The sequence below is a fragment of the Methanosarcina sp. Kolksee genome (genome assembly GCF_000969945.1).
In the GTDB taxonomy this organism is placed as follows: domain Archaea; phylum Halobacteriota; class Methanosarcinia; order Methanosarcinales; family Methanosarcinaceae; genus Methanosarcina; species Methanosarcina vacuolata.
Genome location: NZ_CP009524.1, coordinates 3676923 through 3696324, shown reverse-complemented (window position 1 = coordinate 3696324; position 19402 = coordinate 3676923). Strand labels below are relative to the sequence as shown.

Here is a 19402-nt window from a genome sequence, read left to right as displayed (position 1 = left end):
AAGATTATTTTCATTCAAAGAAGATTATTTCTCCTGTCCTCTCATACACATGTATCCCTTCGGGGAGCTTTGAAGCGAATTCTGCGGAGTTAAGAGTTTCCAGAAACTTGCAGACTTCGGGAGTTTCCAGAATTTCCTTCCTTATAAGGAAATCATATTCTTCTTCTGCAAATTTTACAAATTGGAGCCCATTCTTTTCGGTACAGTTTCTTATTCCCACACCTACTTCGGCATTTTCTGAGACGATGGCCTCACAGACAGCTACTTCCGATTTTGCTCCGGATGCATATCCAGGAATCGAATCTGTAAACTCCTTTTTATCAATTCTCTTCCCAGCTATGAATTCTGCAATTTTCAGGTCTAAAAGAGCTCTTGTACCTGAACCACGATTCCGGTTAATCAGGTGTTTTCCCGGAAGGTCAAAAAGCCCTGAAACCGGCCTATCCTGCCTGACAAGAAGCCCTACTTCCCGCCTGTACCCTTTAACAAGAACAATGCCTGAAAGTCCCATATTCTCGATTGTAGGGACGTTATACAGGACTCCGTCCTGTCCTCTATGGTCTCGTGACGGCATATTCACGCCTGCAATATCGGCTGTATTTGCGGCAATTGCACTGAAGCCCCCGCTTGAACTTGTGTAAAGGGTCCGGAAACGAAGTCCGCTAAGGTCTTCAAGAAGGTCAAGGCCAGGACAGAAGCCGCCTGCTATCAGGATGTCAGGTTTTTCAACCTCTCCGAAAAGAGTCACTTCTACAGGGGTTCCCGCTTCAATAAACTCTGTACTGGGTGGGATTTCAATAAAGCCATCTGCCCCGAAAAGAGAGGTTATGGCACCCGAGCCTTTATCTGCAGGATAAACCCTTCCTCTGATCAGGCCTACTGGAAGAAGTTGTTGCCTTCCTTCTGAACGGAAACGTGTGCCTATAACTCCTTTTTCCGTTTTTTTAAGCGCTTTCTCTTCTCCAAGGTTTTTTCTAAGTAGGGGAGCTACGAATTCGTTAAAAATTGTTAATGCAGATGTAGGGTTTCCAGGAAGCCCTATTATAGGGACACCTTGTATTATTCCAATGACCACAGGTTTCCCAGGTTTTACACTTATGCCGTGGGCAAGGGTTTCTCCGATTTCATCTACGAGTCTGTACATCACGTCCCCTGACCCCGATGACGTGCTGCCAGAAGTCAGAATAAGGGCACACTCCGAAACTGCAGTTTCAAGTACCTTTTTCATGGCTGCCTTGTTATCTTCTACGATCCCGTAAAGCAGGGGGAAGGCGCCACATTCATGTATGCCAGCATATAAGGTGTAAGAGTTTGCGTCATATATCTTTCCGAAAGTAAGTTTTTCTCCGGGACGCACAAGCTCGTCTCCTGTTGAGAGTATTCCAACCTGCAGTTTTAGGACAGGCACATCCTTTTTCCCGACAGAAGCAAGCACTCCGATTTCCCTGGTCCCGAGCTTCCGACCTGCCCTGATCATACGCTCTCCTTTTTGGATGTCAGAACCGGCCTTCATGATATTTTCTCCCACGGTTACAGGACTGTAAATCGATACGGTTCCGTCTTCTTCAGAACTATATTCAACCATTACCACAGCGTTAGCTCCTTCGGGAATCGGAGCTCCGGTAGCTATTTCCACGGCTTCCCCCGCTGAAACATTGAATTTTACATCCGAGCCGGCCTGGAGGTTTCCGATGAGTTTGAGTTCTACAGGCTCGGTTCCGCTGCATTCATACGTATCCTCTGCCCTGACTGCATAACCATCCATTATAGCTCTTGGGAAAGGAGGGACATTGATTTCGGTAACAATATCCTCTGCAAGGATTTTACCGTAAGCGTTTTCAAGGGTTAAGCGTTCCTGCCTGGGAAAAACTTGCAGGTTATTTATTATTTCCCGTGCCTTCTCTACAGAGATAAGTTCCCGAAATTCTTTGCGTTTCATAGAAATTCAACCTTAATTTACAGGTCTTCAGATAAGTGTTCTAGTTTAATAGCATTTCCAGGCATGTTTTATACTGTTTTATCCCGACATTTTATACTTACTTTTTTCCTCGAAAAATCTAAAAAGCAAGTTAATTAAGAGCTGCTCAAATCGAAATTTAAAGAAACTCAAAATTAGTCCAGGCAGCAGATTAACTAAAAATTCAAAATTAGTCCAAATAGAAGCTTAAGTAGAAAGTCAAAGGATTTAGAACATAAGTTTAAAACACGAACTTAAAGAAACTTCAACAGGGACTTAAGAACAGCTTAAGTAGAAACTTAAAAAGAGGAACAGACAAAAGCTGCTTCAGAAAATTATCCAAAAAAATCGTGGCGGGAAAAGTCCCGCTTGATTTTATTGCCCTTTCTGTTTCTTTCATTTATCAGAGGTGCCTTTTTATTTATAAATTGGTGCACCCGTACTCTGGGTTATTTTCTCAAAAGCTTCAACCATCTTCATTGTCATGGGCCCGGGTTTGCCTGTGCCTATAACCCTGCCGTCAAGTCTGGTTATAGGAGCAGCTTCAGCTGCAGTGCCTGTGACAAAAACTTCATCGGCTGTGTAAAGGTCAAATAGACCGAGATTTGCTTCGATGACTTTGTATCCCATCTCGTCCAGAAGCTCGATAGCTGTGGCTCTGGTGACCCCTTTTAAGTTGCTGATTGTATAGGGAGTAAGAACCTTATTATTCTTGACTACGAAGATATTATCTCCTGAACCCTCACAGACAAAACCATTATGATCCAGGAAGATAGCTTCGTCTCCTCCTTTCTCGTTAGCTTCAATCTTTGCCAGGATATTGTTCAGGTAGTTCAGGGACTTGATATTAGGGGATATGGAATCAGGTGCATTTCTTCGGACACAGACACTGACGGCTTTGAGCCCGACTTCATACAGGTCGCCGTACATGGCTCCCCAACCCTGGGCTATGACAACAACGCAGGGTTTCCCACAATTGCGGGGGTCAAGCCCGAGATCTCCAACTCCCCTCGAAACAACAGGACGGATATATGCATCTTTAAGGTTATTTTTCCTGAGGGTTTCAAGTATTGCTTCACTCATTTCTTCCTTTGTAAGGGGGATATCCATTGCAATTGCCTTTGCCGAGTCATAAAGCCTGTCAACATGCTCTTTTAGTTTAAAGACACGGCCGTTATATGCCCTTATGCCTTCAAAAACACCGTCGCCGTAGAGGAAACCATGGTCATAGACCGAAACTTTGGCTTCGGATTTGGGAACAAACTTCCCATCCAAGTAGATTAATAACTCACTCATTTGCGAACAATCCTCTGCAATCTTACTACTTTATAGAGTTCACTTATATTCTTGATAATGTCAATTAAATATGATTGTAATATGCAAACCCTATAAACCATTTACTTTATTTCACTCATTGACAGTATGTAAGCTCTGCGCGGGGTTTTAAAAATTCAAAGCCTCAGGGAAGTTTCCATACTGGCAAATTCCTAAGTAAAATGCCGAATAAGTCAGTATATACTAAATATATATTACAATTCCGATTCTATATAAATATTTTAAGATATTTACAGTCCCAATTAATGTATCCATACAAAAAGCTTTTATGTTAAAACGCTCATTTCGTATTCCGCACTAAGAAAAGCAAACAGGGCTCGTGGCTTAGCCAGGATATAGCGCTGGGCTTCTAACCCAGACGTCGGGGGTTCAAATCCCTTCGAGCCCGCTTAATTCTTTATCTATTCTAATTAACCTTAAAAAAACCGTTTTTGAATTTTCTAATTACTTCAAATTAACCTGCGCAAACTATTTTCACTCTCTTTCTTTCTGACATGTTTACCCTTTTTCAGTAGAGGTTTATACTTTCTACCTGCCCATCTCTGTTTTTTGACCATTTCTGTAGAGCTTTTATACTTTCTGCCGGCCCTCTCTGTTTTTAGGCCTTCTTTACAGTAAGGAGTCTTAACACAAACTACAGTTTTACCGGAGTGCGCGCAACTTTTGTTTTGGGAAATCTCATATCAAAATTGCAGGATCAAAATTGCAGGATCAAAATTGTAGGAGACGTAGATAGAATAATGCAACAAAAATTCTGTAAAATCGGAAACATAAAAGGCCACTAAACCTAATCTGGAAGCTCAAAAAGCCACTAAACAGGATCTGACTTCATAATAGCAGGTACCCCAGTCCCAGCGCGAGAAACATTACTCCTGACATTACTGTTGTAATCAGCCCTATCTGCCTGATACTTTCCACTTTAGCTGCGAGTCCCAGCGGCACCAGCAATATGAGATAAAACGAGGTTCCAACAAAAAATCCTCCAAATAGCAATATACTGCCTGTAATACTGGCATAAGACAGAGCTGCGGACATCGCCAGAAGGAATGGGGGGCACACATTGATTCCTGTCAGGAGGCCAAAGAAAGCGGGATAATTCACGTATTTTTTACTCAGCTTGCACAACCCGAAATGAGGCCATTTTTTTACCGCCACAAAAGCTAGCATCAGGACAGAAAGCAGAATCATAGCAGACCCTATAGCTTTATTTAGCCATGGTCCGTCTATCTGCTTGCCGAGAATTCCCAGGATCAGGCCGAAAAACAGGTAGGCAATTAGCCTGCCCATTGCAATCTGTCCAATGGATAGTATATTCCGCCGCAGCTTTCGGTCTTCCGATAAGACAAAAGGCACATATACAGGAGCGCAGGTGACCAGGCAGAAAACGCCCGTGGACAACCCCAGCAACATGCCCCGGGAAATAGTCTCTACGATCATCAGCCACCGCTCATGACTTTGCTAACAAAGAAAAGCCAATGATCACAATGAGAACCATGTACAGATACATTACCCATATCCTGATATTCTTTTTGTCAATAGCCATTTCAGAAACTTCCATTATTACCAGTCAATAAGTAAATGCAATTATTGGAAACTCACTATTTCGCCGGTCATCAGGTAGTGTACAACCATCCATATGAAGCCTGAAGCAATGAGCAGGTTAACGATAATTGCCAGCGGAATAAAAAATAATCTTATGGTCTGGTCAGTAAACATCAGCTTGTAATTGATCGCACCTGCAGGACATTTGTCCATACATTTTCCGCATTTGGCGCACTCGATTGTTGTTCTTCCCTTCGCAAGTGATTCTTTGGTGATCGCGAACAACTCACAACTTTTCACGCACAAGCCGCATTTCTTGCAGAGGGTTGTGTCGATTTTTACCTTAAACGGATTGATAACCCCAATTAGAGTATTGGCAGGCATAAGCGGGCATATAAAGCTACAGAACAGCCTTTTCTTTGTGAGCAGCGGGCCTATCACCAGGAAGATCAGCCCACCCGTCACGAATATCAGAGCTGTGATCCACTCGAAGGTCGTTGTTACACCTGGTGGATCGTAGATAATCCGAAGCGGGCATATAAAAGCGCAGAAGATAGGTATCAGAAAGACAGCGCTGACAAGGATCAGGAACAACATAAATGCGTAAGGAAACAACTTAGCCCATTTTGGGGGGTTTTCAAGAGGTATGATCGGCTTCTTTAATAGAGAAGCAAAAAACTGGTCCATCCATCCGAAGAAACATATCCAGCCACACCACCCTCTTCCCAGGATAAGTACAAGACCAAGCCACATAAAGAGAACGGCAAATAGCGATGTGACTGGGGATGGGAAGACCATTTTTCCCTCGGTAAAGTATGGTACCGCTACAAACGGGATGGTGATCGGACAGATGGGAACGCTATTATTGTTCAAGGCCTGGTTGGTCAGCAGAATGCTGCCCCTTTGCACTTCATGTTCCAGACTAAGTGCGATGGTGAAAATTAAACCATCTATTCCAATAAAAGTTACCATGCGAAGAAAGTTGACTCTTCCAGTCCACAGGATGAAAAAAGTCAGCGCTGTACCTATTATGACAATAAATGCGGTGACTGCCAGGCGAGCTGAAGAAGAATCTCCCCTTCCTACAAGAAAATATAAGATTAAACCAGTGATAACTGCTGCAGTAAAACTGACCGCGAAAGAATACTTTAAATGGTCTGTACCGCATCGTGCTCCTTTACTCTCGCTTTTGTTTGATTGAAACACTTGCTTACCTCATCTGGCGCCAAAAAGCTAGGCCTGCTCAATAATAAGAATATTTTTCTCTTAAAATTATTTTTTCTATCGCTTATATAAAAGCTTGTCTAAATTTTTTGATACGAAATGCTGACCATTTAAGCGCCAGTCACATGTTAATGTTATTGTTTTCTGAGACTTTACAAACTGACGGACTTAAAAATTAATAAGTTAATGTTTACTCCGAAAATTCACAGACTTGCGCTTTGAATCTCATTTTCACATGACAGTGATAGAGAGTGTCTGAATCAGGTAATTTAAGAAAAGAGCACAGTTAAAAAAATGTGTATCCTGTAATTCTTCAATATTTGTGTTTCAGTTTACAAAAAGCGCACATGATATTCTTTGAACAACATGCACAACCAATGAAAGTGCTTGCAGATAACAGTATTTTCATGCTAATTTTCATGCTAATTTTCATGCTAATTTTCATGCTAATTTTCATACTAATATAGTCTAGCTCCTATATAGATTTAAAAGCTGAAAAACGGGAAGCTAAGAAAACGAAAATTTCAAAAACGAGCATGAAATTCATTGAATAACATGCACAAAAATATGAAAATTATTTCAAGAACTTTTATGTCAGATAAAACTTTGTAAGATTTCATCGCTGAAAATCACTTCTCTGAGCCGGGAATCATTTTATATCCATCCCCCGAGGGCATAAGTATTGCCAGGATAATATACAGGACAATACCAATTCCTCCTTGCAGAGCTAGGGCTGCAAAAGCAAGCCTTATAAAGGTCGGGTCAATGTCAAAGTATTCACCCAACCCTCCACAAACTCCGAAGAGCATACGTTCTTTCTTGCTTTTAGTCAGACGCTTTTTCATAGTGTAGGCAGTGCGCTTTTCTTCTTTAGCTTCTTCTTTAGCTTCTTCTTTAGCTTCTTCCCCGGCTTCCTTTGCTTCTTCTCTGACTTTCTCTTCAGCCCCTCTAGCGGCTTCCTCTTCTTTTTTCTCCTCAGGTTCTATAACGACTCTCTCTTGAATATCTATAGGCTTTGTCCAGGATTTCTCGGTATAGCCGGTTTCAAGTTCTCCTGGAGCCTTGAATTCACTTTCTTTCGGGATTATTTTCTCTTCGGATCTGTGGTTTCCTTGCTTTTCTTTTTCTTCCATATCTCTTTCAGGTTTTGCCCAGGACTCCTCGGTATAGCCAGTTTCAAGTTCCCCTTCAGGTTTGAATTCGCTTTTTTTCGGCTCTTCTCTTTCCAGAGGTGCAGTACTTCCACTAATTTCCTCTTCGTTTTTTCTCTCAGGTCTCACACATGGTTCCTCTTCATATTTGGCTTTAGGTACCCCTGGAACTTCAAAAAAGTATCCTTTAGTTACTTTTTTTTCTTGAGATTCGGGATTTTCCTGCATATAGATCATTCTATTTGTGAGGATTTATATTATTCTGGTACCTTTTCCATCCCCTTTACTATTTTCATGTTTCCTTTTTCTGGCATCTTCTACTTTAGTGGCATTCCGAGCAGCCGCATTCTTTTTCGTTTCGAAAAATTCCATATACCATCAAGGGGAGAAGGATAAACGCAAAACCCAACTTCAGGTCTTCGGGGAGCAGTTCTTTTGCAGTCCCCACAGTTGCTATCGCACTGATCCCGAGTTTTAGATAAAACCAGTCCAGAAGGAAACCTGCCCCAAGAGCGCAGAGAGAAATCATCCCAAGATACAGAGCTGCCGAACGTTTTCCAAGGAAGCGGGCGACCATCGTTATAGTTGCTACATTGGTTGCCGGCCCTGCGAGGAGAAAAACAAAAGCAGTGCCTGGACTCATGCCCTTGGCTATAAGACTTGCGGCAAGAGGGGTAGAAGCTGTAGCGCAGATATAAAGAGGAATTCCCACAATGAGCATGACCAGCATTGATACAAATCCTCCTCCCAGATAATTCTGGATAAGGCTATCGGGAACCGCATAGGAAATTATTCCTGCAAAAAAGATTCCGATGATCATCCATTTGGAAATCTCGGCTGGCAGCTCGATATAAGCATATTTTATTCCTTTAATCAACCTGGCTTTTACCGATTCTTTATTATTTCTATCTTTTCCGGGTTCTTTATCTTTCCCTTCTTTTCTCGATTCTTTTTCTTCGGACCCACATTTCCCACAGCCGCATGAAGAGCCCTCTTTCTGGAAGTCTGGGCTTACTAAGGCAAGTTTTCGGACATTTTCAGATTTATTATTGATTTCCAGAGGCTTTGCTCCTGAGGACATTACTTCCATAGCCTCAGTTGTAGTGCTTACATACTCGTTTTCTCTGTTACCGGAATCTGCTGGCTTATGGCAACTACATGAGGAAGAGCTGCATGTTTTTTCCTGTAAGGGAGCTCCAATCAAGGTTGAGACTGCAAGAACTCCTGCTTTTTTCCCAGGATTTTCCTGTTTTTGGATTTCCTGTTTTTGGATGTTCTTCTTTTCCAGATGTTCCCCTATCAAAAAATTATCTGCAAGCCCTGTAAGAACAGCAGTAACGAGAGCAGCAAGTGGGCGGAAAACTGCCATCAGGGGGTCCATAAGAGCATAAGTAACCGCTATCGAGTCAACTCCTGTTTCGGGAGTTGAGATCAGAAAAGAAAGGGTTGCTCCCCTATTAGCTCCCCTTTTTCGGATCGACATCGCGGCAGGGATCACTCCGCAGGAGCAGAGAGGTAGGGGAAGACCTGCAAGGGCGGCATTGATAACAGAGCGAATTTTTCCCGCCGATGCTCCAAGGTATTCCACAATCTTCTGGTCAGGTACCAGGATATTCAGAAGACCTGCAATACCCAGGCCGAAAATAAGATAGGGAGCCATTTCTACGAAGGTTTTCCAGGATTCTATGAGAACCCCTGAAAAAAAGACCAGAAGAGTGTTTAGAAATTCGAAGTTCATGCTTTTTCCTCCACATGTTCAAGGCACATTTCAATTAGCGTGCGGACATGCTCGTCTGCAATATAATAAATCGTAAATTTTCCCTCCCTTCTGACCCGAACGAGGTCAAGCTGCCTTAGGGTGCGAAGCCCATGAGAAACTGCAGATTGAGTGACACTAAGCGCCTGTTCAAGTTCACAGACGCACATCTCTTTTTGCTTTAGTAAAAAAAGGATCTTAAGGCGTGTATCGGACTGGAGCGCCTGAAACACCGCAGCCATCCGCGTGACACTTTCGGGGCCCGGAACATTTTCTAACAGTTTTTCCAGTTGCTTTGAATCCACTCTTTCACATTTCTCTTGCATGAACATATGAACAGTTGTTCATATATTAATATCTTTTTAAGAACTGCGCTATCTAAGAAAATTGTCAGAACCTCGGTTGTATCTTAAAATTTTTCTTTATACTGTATTTAAAGAACCAAAATGAAGGTGATAATAAGTGCAAGGATAAAAAGAGCTTCCCAGTCACTTTTCTGCATGGAAAGTTCGTGTATCGAGGTCCTTTTGCTTCCCTGATAACCTCTGCTCTCCATTGCGAGGGCCAGTTCTTCAGCGTCCCTGATTACACCTCTTAGCAAAGGAATTGCAAGAGCAGGGATTGAACGGAGAGGATTTTTTACGAAATCCATTCCTCTTGCTTTCTGAGCTGCTTTTGTCCGCTCTACTCTCTCGAACAGAAGGGGAAGAAACGCTATAGAGATGTTCATCATCGTAGCAAGTTCAAAAGAGCTGATTCCCAACCAGCGCAATGGTAAAGGCCTTAGCATCCTTTCTATGCCGCAGGTAATTGCCGATGGGTCAGTACTGGCTGTCAGGAGGGCTCCAAAAAGCAAAAGTAGTATAAATCGGGCAGCAAGTTTGAGCCCTTTTTCCATCCCTTCCAGACTTGGCTGCAGAATCCAGTACGAAGCAAGGGTTTTTCCATCGGTAAAAAATAGCTGTGTGAGAAAAATAAAAAATATAAACAGCATCATCGGCCTTACTGCCCTGAAAAACACTTTCATTGGCAGTCCTGAGAGTAAAGCAAGGACAAAGAAAAAAGCGAAAAGAGCCCCTATTCCTGCAAAATTCCCGATTTTGAACGTCAGAATTCCAAGCAGCATCACGGCTGCAATTTTTGTCCTGGGGTCAAGCCTGTGGAGAATGGAAGCCCCCGGCACGTAACTAAAAACAGGTTCCTGCATATTTCCTTCGACTTTCTCCTTATAAATTATCTTTCAGGAATTTTCCGAAGCTTCCCGTTTTAGTGAATTCCTTTTTTAGTGAATTCCTTTTTTAGTGAATTCCTTTTTTAGTGAATTCCTTTTTTAGTGAATTACAGTTTTAGTTCCCATTATTTTCTGTTTCATGGGTCGATTTTAATCTCAGAACCTCTTTAAGAGCGTCTTCAACCGTGAAGACTGCAGTGTCTACTGGCAGTCCTCTTGCTCTGAGTTCTTTCATCATGGAAGCTATAGGCGGGAGAGGCTCGAATCCTTTTTCGAGGTAGCTTTCCCGGCTTCCCTGAAAAATTATTCTTCCTTCCCTTATGAGCACTATTCTTTCCAGCAAGGGAAAGAACCCTTTAAGATTATGGGTTACAGTTATGATCGCAGTACCATTCTCTTTAACTCTTTTAAGTGTCTCAAGAATGTCCTTTTTCCCGGCCGGGTCAAGCCCTGTTATTGGTTCGTCCAGTACAAGATAGTCCGGCCTGAGGGCAAGGGCGCTTGCAAGAGCAACTCTTTGCATTTCTCCTCCACTCAGGCTGAAAGGGTCTCGAGAAAGCTCACTCTGGTCAAGAGCGACAGCTTCAATTGCCTCATATACCATTTCCTCGGTTTCTTTTTTCGAGTACCCAAAGTTCAGGGGCCCGAAAGCTATTTCCTCATATACGGTCTTACAAAAGAGCTGGTCAGCAGTCTGCTGAAAAACCATTCCTATCCTGCGTTTCGTCTCTCTTAAAGAAGGATCAAGCCCATCCACGCGAATGGTTCCTGTTTCTGGTTTTAAAATCCCGTTGAAAAGTTTTGTTAGAGTCGATTTCCCTGCACCTTTTTCTCCCAGTATTCCCACAAACTCTCCTTTCTCTATCTTCAGGTTGATATCTCTCAATGCGAGAGTTTCGAGAGGAGTCTTTCTGGAGTAGGAAAAACTTACGTTTTCAAGAATAATCGGCATATTTCCTCTGCAAAGCTCTGGGGAGAAGAGGTTTTTTCCCAGGGAATTATTATTCCGTGCATTTTCAAGTTCTCAGCCAGCTCAATCAAAGAAGGTAGGGAAAGCCCAAATGTCTGGAGGGAAACATCGGAAAAAATGCTTTCTGGCTCGCCTTCAAGCCTTATTTTCCCTTTTTCCATGACAATGACTCTGTCTGCGTCATGAAGTTCTTCGAGATTGTGAGTGATATATACAATGGTTTTTCCTTTCCTGTGCAGTTTTTTTATGATTTCCAGAACAGCTATTCCGGATTCAGGGTCAAGCATGGAAGTTACCTCATCAACGATAAGGCATTCAGGATTCATTGCAAGAATTCCTGCCAGAGCTACACACTGTCCCTGTCCTCCACTCAGGGCTTTCGGAGAACGGTGCCTGTACTTCTCAAGCCCGGTTTCGGCAAGCGCCATCTCCACACACTTTCTAATTTCCACAGGTGGAAGGCAGAGATTCTCTGGGCCGAAAGCCAGGTCGTCTTCAACTGTCCTACCCACAAATTGAGTCTCAGGATTCTGGAAAACGATACCTGCGAGTTTCCTGATTCCTGGAAGATTTGAGGGGTCACGGGTGTCCATTCCTCTTATCATCACTCTGCCAGCCTGAGGTTTCAGGAGTCCACTGAGTTGAAGGGCAAGTGTGGATTTGCCGCTTCCGTTTTTCCCTATTACCCCTATGAATTCCCCTTTTTTTATAACCAGGTTTATATTCTCAAGCGCTGGGGTACCATCAGGATAACTGTAACTCACTTTTTCAAGCCTGATCATGTTTACTCTAAATTTTTATTGTCTCATTTCAAATTTATTATAAATTATTATAACTTGTACTGAAAATTTGAGTTTCGCCTTTATTTTCTGCTGATCTACAAAAAATTAAATGGAAGTAGCTTTAGAGCTTGTAGGTTGAAGCAATATATGCGGCAACTCCAGTTTTTACAATTTCTCCAGGCAGAAAAGGAATGACACCAAGAGCAAGGGATGTTCCAGGTCCCATGTCAGCTACAAACATCAATTGAATAAATCCGCATGCATAGAGAATCAGGACTCCTGCACTCATATTAAGGGCATTGATAAAGAGACCGGATTTATCAGCCTTTTCGGAAAGCTTTCCTATAGCATATGCCGCCAGAATGAAGCCAGTTATGTATCCGCCTGTGGGCCCAAAAAGCACTCCCATTCCAGAACTGCCTCCTGCAAACACAGGAAGCCCTGCTATGCCGAGAAGGGTATACACTATCATGCTCAAGCCTCCCCATTTGCTTTTCAACATGCTTCCTGCAAGCAGGACAAAGAATACCTGCAGTGTAACGGGGACAGGAGAGAAAGGTATAGGAATCTGTATATAAGCCCCTACGGCGGTCAGGGCTGCAAAAAGAGATGCGAAAACCATCATCCTTAGTTCAGGAGTCCGGTTGAAGTAAGGCTCTTTGTTTTTTATGTACACATTTTTTCCTCGTATCAATTTTACTCAGTTATTCTCATTTTTTCGCCTTTTTTAAGCCTGTCAGTTTTTTACGTCCTTGAATTGGCAGGCAGGAAAATCCAGTGTAAGTTTAAGATTGTAATATGTTTTAAAGCTGTAATATTTGATATAGAAACTGAAGACTCGAATAACCTTGTCAGCTTTATAATGATAACTTATGATGGTTAATTCCAGTCCTGAAAGCTGTATAGCAACTGAAAATTTAAAGTATTGTTAACCATTTTTGAGTTAAAGGTTTACATTAGATTTAAAACTTTCCTGATACCACAGTTCTTATTTTCCAGGCATACATTTCTTCTATTCGGAGCGATAATTTGATATACATCTTATACCGGTATTATGGATCACCTGAAATGCAAATTCAGCAGGTAGTTGTAAGATTGCATTTTTCGGAAAGTGTTTCATGGGCGTGTGGCCTAGCCAGGATATGGCGGCAGCCTCCTAAGCTGTAAATCGGGGGTTCAAATCCCTTCGCGCCCGCTAATTTCCTTTAATCTGTATTTTTCTTGTCCCGTATTCCATTAACCTGTTTATCTCAGTTTTCTAAGAAACGAAACTCTATTTTCTAACTCCAGGGTTTTCATTCTAAGGCGCTATGGACATTCTGCCTGCTCAGAAGAACCAGATATTTCTGAACACTACCGCCTATGTAAATATTCGTGCAAACAATGGAAAATTTCTTATCTGGAAAGTAAGTATTCCATAGAAGTATACAATACATTTTTATTGATCATATCCCAGTGCATTCTATTTTATTCGAAAAGAAAATGCTAACCCAGAGGAAACACGAATTGATCAGGAAAGCCAGAGTAAATGACGTAGTTGTAATGAAACAAATCATCAATACCTATTCGAAGGAAGAGCTAATGCTCGCCCGTTCGCTGAGTGAGATGTACGAGAACATCAGGGATTATTACGTCTGTGAGATTGATGGAGAAGTTGTGGGCTGTTGTGCCCTGCATGTAGTGTGGGAAGACCTTGCAGAGATACTTGCCCTTGCCGTGAACCCGGTATGTGCAAGAAAGGGAATAGGTACAAAGCTTGTCACGTCTTGTCTTGAGGACGCTAAACACCTTGGCATGAAGGAAGTTTTTGCACTTACTTATGTGCCTGGCTTTTTCGAGACTCTGGACTTTAAGGTTGTGGACAAAAACACCCTTCCCAGAAAAATCTGGTCCGGCTGTTTGAGGTGCCCCAAGTTTCCGGATTGTAACGAAGTTGCTGTTCTGAAGTCGATTCATTCCTGAATTGCTTTTAAAATTCTTCTCTGATATCCTGTTTTTTATTTTTTTGAATTTAAGGCTTTAAATTCAAAACTATAGGAGTTCAATTTTCAGGATTTAAAATTAATATAAATAGCTAAAGATCAAAAATTATTTATTCAGGCAGTTACGTTTTTAGGCTATCCTAATTATCGGATATGGAGTCAGGCATATGCTGGCGGGATGATGTAATGCATATAGAGCGATTTGAAGAATATCTTGAAACTATTCTCTACCTCATTAGAAAAAATCAGAGCCCTGCAAAGACTAAACAGATTTCTGAAGAACTCAACGTATCTCCGCCAAGCGTGACGGAAATGATAAAAAAGTTACATTCTTCGGGACTTGTAGAGTATACACCTTATCAGGGAGTTGAATTAACAAAAAGAGGAACTGATCAGGCTATCAAGATCAAAAGAAAACACCAGGTACTTGAAACTTTCCTTGTTGATGTCCTTGATTTCGATAGGAAGGAAGCGCATAAAGAAGCCTGTGAACTTGAGCATGCGGTCTCAGATGCCGTACTTGAAAAGATCTACGAATTTCTGGGATGCCCCGAGTATTGCCCTGACGGGAACCCGATCAATATTGATAAAAATAATATCGGTCAAGAGGAAAAATTTGTCCCGCTTGATGAGATGGAAGAAGGAAGTTCAGGCAGAGTTGCCCGGGTGACCCTTCCAAGAGAAATGAAAGAGCGCCTGCTCTCTCTTGGCATTCTTATGGGAGAAGATATTGAAGTCAGGCGAAAGCAAAGGCAGGGCTGTATCTCGGTTATAGCGGTAGGGTCGGAAATTGCTCTCGGAAGGGATATTGCAAAGAAAATTTTCATAGCTCCGAAGGGCAGAAACGTGTAAAAAATAAAGAGAAGGCATATAACTGGCATGGAGTAAAATAACCGGAGATGTGATAGGAATTTCCAGTTCATGCTGTACTTCCGGAAGTGGAAGTCAGAGCAAAAGTCCCTATGATTTGACAATAGCTTTCATAGGCAACCCAAGCGTTGGAAAAAGCGTCTTTTTCAGCAGGCTTACGGGGGTAGGGGTTGAGGTCTCAAATTATCCTGGCACAACAGTTGCACTTAAAAAAGGAATTGTAAAAGCCCGGGGCAAAACTATTGAAATAGTTGACCTGCCAGGCATTTATTCCCTTGGAGTCACAAACGAAGATGAGAAAGTAACCAAGCAATTTCTGATTGAGGACCGACCCGATATTATTATCAATGTCGTTGACGCGAGCAGGCTCGAAAGGAATCTGTACCTGACCCTGCAGCTTCTGGAACTCGATATCCCTATGGTTGTTGCGTTAAATCAGGTAGATCTGGCTGCAGACCTCGGGATTCTCGTTGATACAGACGAACTCTCCGAACTGCTTGGCCTGCCTGTAGTACCAACGGTTGCGACCTGGGGAGTAGGGCTTGATGAAGTAATGCTTGTAGCCCTTGACGAACAGAATAAGGCTCAGGAGCACCATCAGGTAAGATATAGTCAGTGGGTCCAGCAGGCTCTTTCTAGCCTTGACTATACCTTTCCCAATATATCTCCAATCGTAAAAATGGCAGCTCTGCTAAACGATGCCGAGTTTGTAGAACTCTGCTGTATGCCACCAGAGGCTAATGCCTTGCTCTCTTCTGCCAGGCGGTTAAGACAGAACCTGGAGATAGAGCAGGGGATTTCGGTACCTGATACTGTTGCAAGAGATCTCTATGGGGAAGCAGGATATATTGTGGACAGCGTGGTTTCAAGGTTTGAACCTAAAAAAAATATAAGGGAAAGAATAGATGCTATCCTTACATCCCCTAATTTCGGGATTGCAGTGCTCATATCTGCCCTGCTCATCACTTTCCTTCTTGTTTTCCGGGTAGGAGGGTTCCTTGAGACCTGGATTGTAAATGAAATCTTTGAGCCTCATGTGATTCTTCCTGCCGAAGCCGCAACTTCTGGCATGCCGCCTGTCCTGAAAAACCTGATAGTTTATTCTCTTCGAGGAGTAGAGGCCGGATTTGCAATCGCGATTCCATATATTGCAGTCTTTTATGCCATTCTTTCAATATTTGAGGATTCGGGTTATCTTACCAGGGCAGCTTTTCTGCTTGACAATCTTACTCATAAGCTTGGGCTTCACGGAAGAGCCGTGATTCCGCTGGTTCTTGGCTTTGGCTGCAACGTCCCTGCAATTATGGCAGTGCATTCCCTTGGCACACGGCGGGAAAAGAGGATAGCTTCCCTTCTTATATCTCTAATTCCCTGCTCAGCGCGAACCGTCATAATCCTGGGGCTTGTTGGAACTTTCGTAGGTTTCTGGCCTGCGGTTTCAATCTATATTCTGGAGATTATCATTATTACCGGGATGGGATTAATTCTGGGAAAAAGTCTGCCAGGCCAGAGAAGTGGCTTTATCATGGAAATGACTCCTCTCAGAAAACCGGGGCTGAAATCCACTCTCAGGAAGACGTGGATGAAAAGCCGAGAATTTCTATATATAGCTTTTCCGCTTTTGCTCGTTGGAAGCGCTTTTCTGGGGATTGCCGATGCTCTGGGCCTTCTTTCAATCTTCCAGGACTTTGTAGAGCCGATATCCGTAGGCCTGCTGGGCCTTCCGGCATTTGCGGCGACTGCCCTGGTTTTTGGGATTCTCCGAAAAGAAATGGCGCTTCAGATTCTTGCCGTACTTGCAGGTACAGCCAATTTTGCAGCTGTAATGACACCTGTCCAGATGTACCAATTTGCTGTAATCACGACAATCTATATGCCGTGTGTAGCGACGATTGCAGTACTGAAGCACGAACTTGGAGCAAAGGATACGGCTTTAATAGTTATTTTCACTATACTGCTGGCTCTTGGAGTGGGCATCTTGATTAGGATTTTTGGGCCTTCTTTTCTTTGACTTCTTTTTTCCGTTTTTATATGACGAAGCGTAAAATCCCTGAGTTTAGTCCTGGGGTAGTTCACATTCTGTTGCAGATTTTCTTGCCCTGGCTTTCCTCAAAATAATTATCTTTCTCTACAGTCTATGTGGTTTATTTGGAAGGTAAGTTTCTCTAATCGGGCACAACATTTATATATTTGCAAGTGTGTCTTTTCTTTTTAAAATATTCTACCTTTACCGCAAATTATTAATATTTGGTACATAGTGTTATTCCCGATGACCCGAATTACCACTCACTTACACAAAAACGTGTTGAGTGTTATTATGGATATAATTGAAATGGATCATTTCCGCGAGCCTGAACTTGATGAGGTTCAATTTTTCCTTGAAAGTACCGGAACTCACGGTTCCGTTGTTAATGAAACTGCTGCGGAAATGGACTGTACCTCTTCCAAAATCCAATCAAGGGAGAATGTACTGGTCGACTTTGAGGGCTCCTTTTCATCCATGAACTAACACTTTTCCCCTAAAATTTATTACCCCTTCTTGAAATCCAACTCTTTAACTCCTTGTATTTTAAAGTTAAGCTTGGGTTTCATTCCTCTATTTTGTATATTATGAGCATTTTTCTCTCTGGGCTTCCCTGTGAATCTACGCGAAGTTTAAACATCATTCTTGCTCGATTTGTTAAGGGATGCAAGATTTGCGCAGGTATCTCCTATTTATTGTTTTTTATTATAGACATATCGAAAAATATTTATCCTAATTTTCATCCAAATTGTTCCTCTTTGTTTCCGAATCTTTTTTGGACTCTTTGTTGTTTTGTGTGGATATCCTCATAATATCACCATAAACCAATGCGGTCTTGAATTGAAAATCATTTTATCCATAAGGAATGACTAAGAGCCCTTTTTTGTTCCCTGATTCTCTTTGAATCCTTTTCTGTTATTTCCTTAAAAGGCCATTTTTCAATTCTGAAAACTTTTTATCCTTATTTTCCTGCCTTTTCAGCCCATTTATGGAGTATTTCAAAAAAGATTAAATAAAAAGATTTTTGTTCCTCTTTATTAAAAGTATTATATAAGGCCAGAAAAACTAGACTCTGGTCCAAAATCTAGTGATTTTTGTATTTTTCGATTGAAATCATGAACTTGCAGGAAGAATTCGTTCTTCAATCAAACTCAATATTTGATATCGAAAGACTTCCATCGAGAGGACGTATTTAATGGATTATAACCAATTATAAAATCTAGTGATTTTCAATTTCACGTTTATCACTGGATTTTGGTACTGAGTCGAAAAACTATCGATTACCATATATATTTAAAGTAAGATTACATGTACTTTGTACATATTATTTAAATTCCTATGATCTAATCAATTTAATTATTGTTGTGCTGACTGCCTTGTCACTAGAAAATTCCAGGCTGTCAGGAAATCGGAACCCGAATTTGTCATAAGAGGTACTTTTATGAGAACTGGACAGAGGGACGTGCATAATACACCGCTTAAAAGGCGACTATCGATAACCTATGAGGAGCTCGAGACTCTCAAGAAATCGATTAAGGTTTCGGTTCTCAATGAACTGCGGGCCGAAATGGAAAACGTTTCCGATCAGGATTCCATCAAGGATCTTGTCCTCTCCGAAATCAGGACAGAGCTCATGGGAATCCCTAACCCTGCTCTACTCAAAGCTTCCATCCTGAATGAATTAAGAACAGAATTGAAAGCATCAGGGGAAAATGACTCGGAAGCAGCTGACCGGAAGTTGAGGGAATTTTCAGGCATTCAGGATGGGCTTGTCCGCGAATTGCTTGACCAGAAAATGCTTATAAAGAAACTGGAAACACAGATTGGAGATCTCGCTAAACAACTGGAAGATGCAAAAAAGACTGCTCCTGTTGCTCCACCTTCTGTAGTGCCGTCTTCTGTAGTGCCATCTTCTGTAGTGCCGTCTTCTGTAGTGCCATCTTCTGTAGTGCCATCTTCTATTACTCTGACTCTTCCTGAAGACCCTCTAGACCTTCCGCCTCTTTCCAGAAAAACCAAACCGAAACCTGAGCTCAGAATAGAAAAACCGGCATACAGACTGGGCCAATTCAAGGAAGCTCCTGCCCCCTTACCAGGTACAGGCGCAAAGGTTCAGCTAAAGCTCAGGGAGGTTGAGCCGGCAGATCTTGATAGAGAAGAAGCCGAAACGAAGTGCGAATATATTATTGCAGAAAGTGGCGATAAAAGAGGGCTTAGAGGCATTGTTAGGCAGGGGTCGTCGGTTAGAGAACCTGCCAGACAACAACCGTCGATTAGAGAACCTGTCAGGCAACAACCGCCGATTAGAACACAGTTCAGGCAGCAACCTCCAGGATCGTCGTTACCTGAAAGGCAGCCTTCTGCTGTTAAAACGGAACCTGTGGAAAAACCCGCTGATGAATATAAATGTGAGTATATAATCGCCGAGAGATCTTCGAAAAAGCACTTCATAGAAGAGTCAGTGGATGTGCGGGAAAATGAAGATGCCGAGGTTATCACATGTAGCCGGAAAGATTCTCGGGCGAAATAAAGCTTAAAAAGACAGAAACTTTCTCAAAAACGTAAGATTACAGAGGCAT

16 protein-coding genes and 2 tRNA genes are annotated in these 19402 nt (G+C 42.2%); 7 read left to right on the top strand and 11 right to left on the bottom strand.

Going from position 1 to position 19402, the window contains the following annotated elements:
• Positions 1 to 10: 10 nt before the first annotated feature.
• Both MSKOL_RS15215 and ilvE read right to left on the bottom strand, forming a co-directional pair.
• Positions 11 to 1939, bottom strand: coding sequence for a molybdopterin biosynthesis protein (locus MSKOL_RS15215; RefSeq protein WP_048157485.1), 1929 nt, complete (start codon positions 1937 to 1939; stop codon positions 11 to 13).
• 435 nt (positions 1940 to 2374) lie between these two features.
• The gene (gene ilvE / locus MSKOL_RS15210) at positions 2375 to 3253 is read right to left on the bottom strand and encodes a branched-chain-amino-acid transaminase (protein WP_048122356.1); all 879 of its coding nucleotides are present in this window, start codon (positions 3251 to 3253) and stop codon (positions 2375 to 2377) included.
• Between the two features lie 352 nt (positions 3254 to 3605).
• Between ilvE and MSKOL_RS15205 the strand changes: the two genes are divergently transcribed.
• Positions 3606 to 3680: transfer RNA gene (locus tag MSKOL_RS15205), tRNA-Arg, on the top strand.
• 440 nt (positions 3681 to 4120) lie between these two features.
• On the opposite strand, the gene MSKOL_RS15200 is transcribed toward MSKOL_RS15205, so the two are convergent.
• The 9 genes from MSKOL_RS15200 to MSKOL_RS15155 form a co-directional block, all read right to left on the bottom strand.
• Entirely contained in the window at positions 4121 to 4729 is a 609-nt protein-coding gene (locus MSKOL_RS15200; RefSeq protein ID WP_082091158.1) for a sulfite exporter TauE/SafE family protein, read from the bottom strand.
• Between the two features lie 147 nt (positions 4730 to 4876).
• On the bottom strand, positions 4877 to 6040 hold the full coding sequence (locus MSKOL_RS15195) for a 4Fe-4S binding protein (RefSeq protein ID WP_156151110.1): 1164 nt from the start codon (positions 6038 to 6040) through the stop codon (positions 4877 to 4879).
• Between the two features lie 647 nt (positions 6041 to 6687).
• Positions 6688 to 7446, bottom strand: a complete 759-nt coding sequence (locus MSKOL_RS19520; protein ID WP_231592271.1) for a PspC domain-containing protein — start codon at positions 7444 to 7446, stop codon at positions 6688 to 6690.
• 85 nt (positions 7447 to 7531) lie between these two features.
• The gene (locus MSKOL_RS15180; protein ID WP_048157477.1) at positions 7532 to 8947 is read right to left on the bottom strand and encodes an SO_0444 family Cu/Zn efflux transporter; all 1416 of its coding nucleotides are present in this window, start codon (positions 8945 to 8947) and stop codon (positions 7532 to 7534) included.
• A complete protein-coding gene (locus MSKOL_RS15175; protein ID WP_048122348.1) occupies positions 8944 to 9291 on the bottom strand; it encodes a helix-turn-helix transcriptional regulator in 348 nt (115 codons plus the stop codon). Before MSKOL_RS15175 ends, MSKOL_RS15180 begins: the two co-directional genes overlap by 4 nt.
• A gap of 107 nt (positions 9292 to 9398) precedes the next feature.
• Positions 9399 to 10172, bottom strand: coding sequence for an energy-coupling factor transporter transmembrane protein EcfT (locus MSKOL_RS15170; protein ID WP_048157475.1), 774 nt, complete (start codon positions 10170 to 10172; stop codon positions 9399 to 9401).
• Positions 10173 to 10311: 139 nt separating this feature from the next.
• Positions 10312 to 11148, bottom strand: a complete 837-nt coding sequence (locus MSKOL_RS15165) for an ATP-binding cassette domain-containing protein (RefSeq protein WP_048157473.1) — start codon at positions 11146 to 11148, stop codon at positions 10312 to 10314.
• On the bottom strand, positions 11124 to 11948 hold the full coding sequence (locus MSKOL_RS15160) for an energy-coupling factor transporter ATPase (RefSeq protein WP_048157471.1): 825 nt from the start codon (positions 11946 to 11948) through the stop codon (positions 11124 to 11126). The genes MSKOL_RS15165 and MSKOL_RS15160 overlap by 25 nt, the downstream gene beginning before the upstream one ends.
• Positions 11949 to 12069: 121 nt before the next feature.
• The gene (locus MSKOL_RS15155) at positions 12070 to 12573 is read right to left on the bottom strand and encodes a biotin transporter BioY (protein ID WP_156151166.1); all 504 of its coding nucleotides are present in this window, start codon (positions 12571 to 12573) and stop codon (positions 12070 to 12072) included.
• Between the two features lie 495 nt (positions 12574 to 13068).
• On the opposite strand from MSKOL_RS15155, the gene MSKOL_RS15150 reads away from it, so the two are divergent.
• The 6 genes from MSKOL_RS15150 (at position 13069) to MSKOL_RS15125 (ending at position 19353) form a co-directional block, all read left to right on the top strand.
• Positions 13069 to 13143 (top strand) — tRNA-Arg (locus tag MSKOL_RS15150).
• 287 nt (positions 13144 to 13430) lie between these two features.
• Positions 13431 to 13910, top strand: coding sequence for an N-acetyltransferase (locus tag MSKOL_RS15145; RefSeq protein ID WP_048157467.1), 480 nt, complete (start codon positions 13431 to 13433; stop codon positions 13908 to 13910).
• A 206-nt stretch (positions 13911 to 14116) separates the two neighbouring features.
• Positions 14117 to 14782 (top strand): metal-dependent transcriptional regulator, encoded by a 666-nt coding sequence (locus MSKOL_RS15140; protein WP_048124176.1) that lies wholly within the window; start codon positions 14117 to 14119, stop codon positions 14780 to 14782.
• 49 nt (positions 14783 to 14831) lie between these two features.
• Positions 14832 to 16811, top strand: coding sequence for a ferrous iron transport protein B (feoB, locus tag MSKOL_RS15135; RefSeq protein WP_048157466.1), 1980 nt, complete (start codon positions 14832 to 14834; stop codon positions 16809 to 16811).
• 258 nt (positions 16812 to 17069) lie between these two features.
• Complete coding sequence (locus MSKOL_RS15130; RefSeq protein ID WP_048122334.1) at positions 17070 to 17309, top strand: hypothetical protein; 240 nt, start codon at positions 17070 to 17072, stop codon at positions 17307 to 17309.
• 955 nt (positions 17310 to 18264) lie between these two features.
• On the top strand, positions 18265 to 19353 hold the full coding sequence (locus tag MSKOL_RS15125) for a hypothetical protein (RefSeq protein WP_048157463.1): 1089 nt from the start codon (positions 18265 to 18267) through the stop codon (positions 19351 to 19353).
• Positions 19354 to 19402 lie beyond the last annotated feature (49 nt).

Excerpts from the sequence above, each read along its gene's own strand:
- MSKOL_RS15215 (WP_048157485.1), bottom strand. The coding sequence starts at position 1,939 with ATGAAACGCAAAGAATTTCGGGAACTTATCTCTGTAGAGAAGGCACGG.
- ilvE (WP_048122356.1), bottom strand. The coding sequence starts at position 3,253 with ATGAGTGAGTTATTAATCTACTTGGATGGGAAGTTTGTTCCCAAATCC.
- MSKOL_RS15200 (WP_082091158.1), bottom strand. The coding sequence starts at position 4,729 with ATGATCGTAGAGACTATTTCCCGGGGCATGTTGCTGGGGTTGTCCACG.
- MSKOL_RS19520 (WP_231592271.1), bottom strand. The coding sequence starts at position 7,446 with ATGATCTATATGCAGGAAAATCCCGAATCTCAAGAAAAAAAAGTAACT.
- MSKOL_RS15180 (WP_048157477.1), bottom strand. The coding sequence starts at position 8,947 with ATGAACTTCGAATTTCTAAACACTCTTCTGGTCTTTTTTTCAGGGGTT.
- MSKOL_RS15175 (WP_048122348.1), bottom strand. The coding sequence starts at position 9,291 with ATGCAAGAGAAATGTGAAAGAGTGGATTCAAAGCAACTGGAAAAACTG.
- MSKOL_RS15170 (WP_048157475.1), bottom strand. The coding sequence starts at position 10,172 with ATGCAGGAACCTGTTTTTAGTTACGTGCCGGGGGCTTCCATTCTCCAC.
- MSKOL_RS15165 (WP_048157473.1), bottom strand. The coding sequence starts at position 11,148 with ATGCCGATTATTCTTGAAAACGTAAGTTTTTCCTACTCCAGAAAGACT.
- MSKOL_RS15160 (WP_048157471.1), bottom strand. The coding sequence starts at position 11,948 with ATGATCAGGCTTGAAAAAGTGAGTTACAGTTATCCTGATGGTACCCCA.
- MSKOL_RS15155 (WP_156151166.1), bottom strand. The coding sequence starts at position 12,573 with ATGATGGTTTTCGCATCTCTTTTTGCAGCCCTGACCGCCGTAGGGGCT.
- MSKOL_RS15145 (WP_048157467.1), top strand. The coding sequence starts at position 13,431 with ATGCTAACCCAGAGGAAACACGAATTGATCAGGAAAGCCAGAGTAAAT.
- MSKOL_RS15140 (WP_048124176.1), top strand. The coding sequence starts at position 14,117 with ATGCATATAGAGCGATTTGAAGAATATCTTGAAACTATTCTCTACCTC.
- MSKOL_RS15130 (WP_048122334.1), top strand. The coding sequence starts at position 17,070 with ATGACCCGAATTACCACTCACTTACACAAAAACGTGTTGAGTGTTATT.
- MSKOL_RS15125 (WP_048157463.1), top strand. The coding sequence starts at position 18,265 with ATGAGAACTGGACAGAGGGACGTGCATAATACACCGCTTAAAAGGCGA.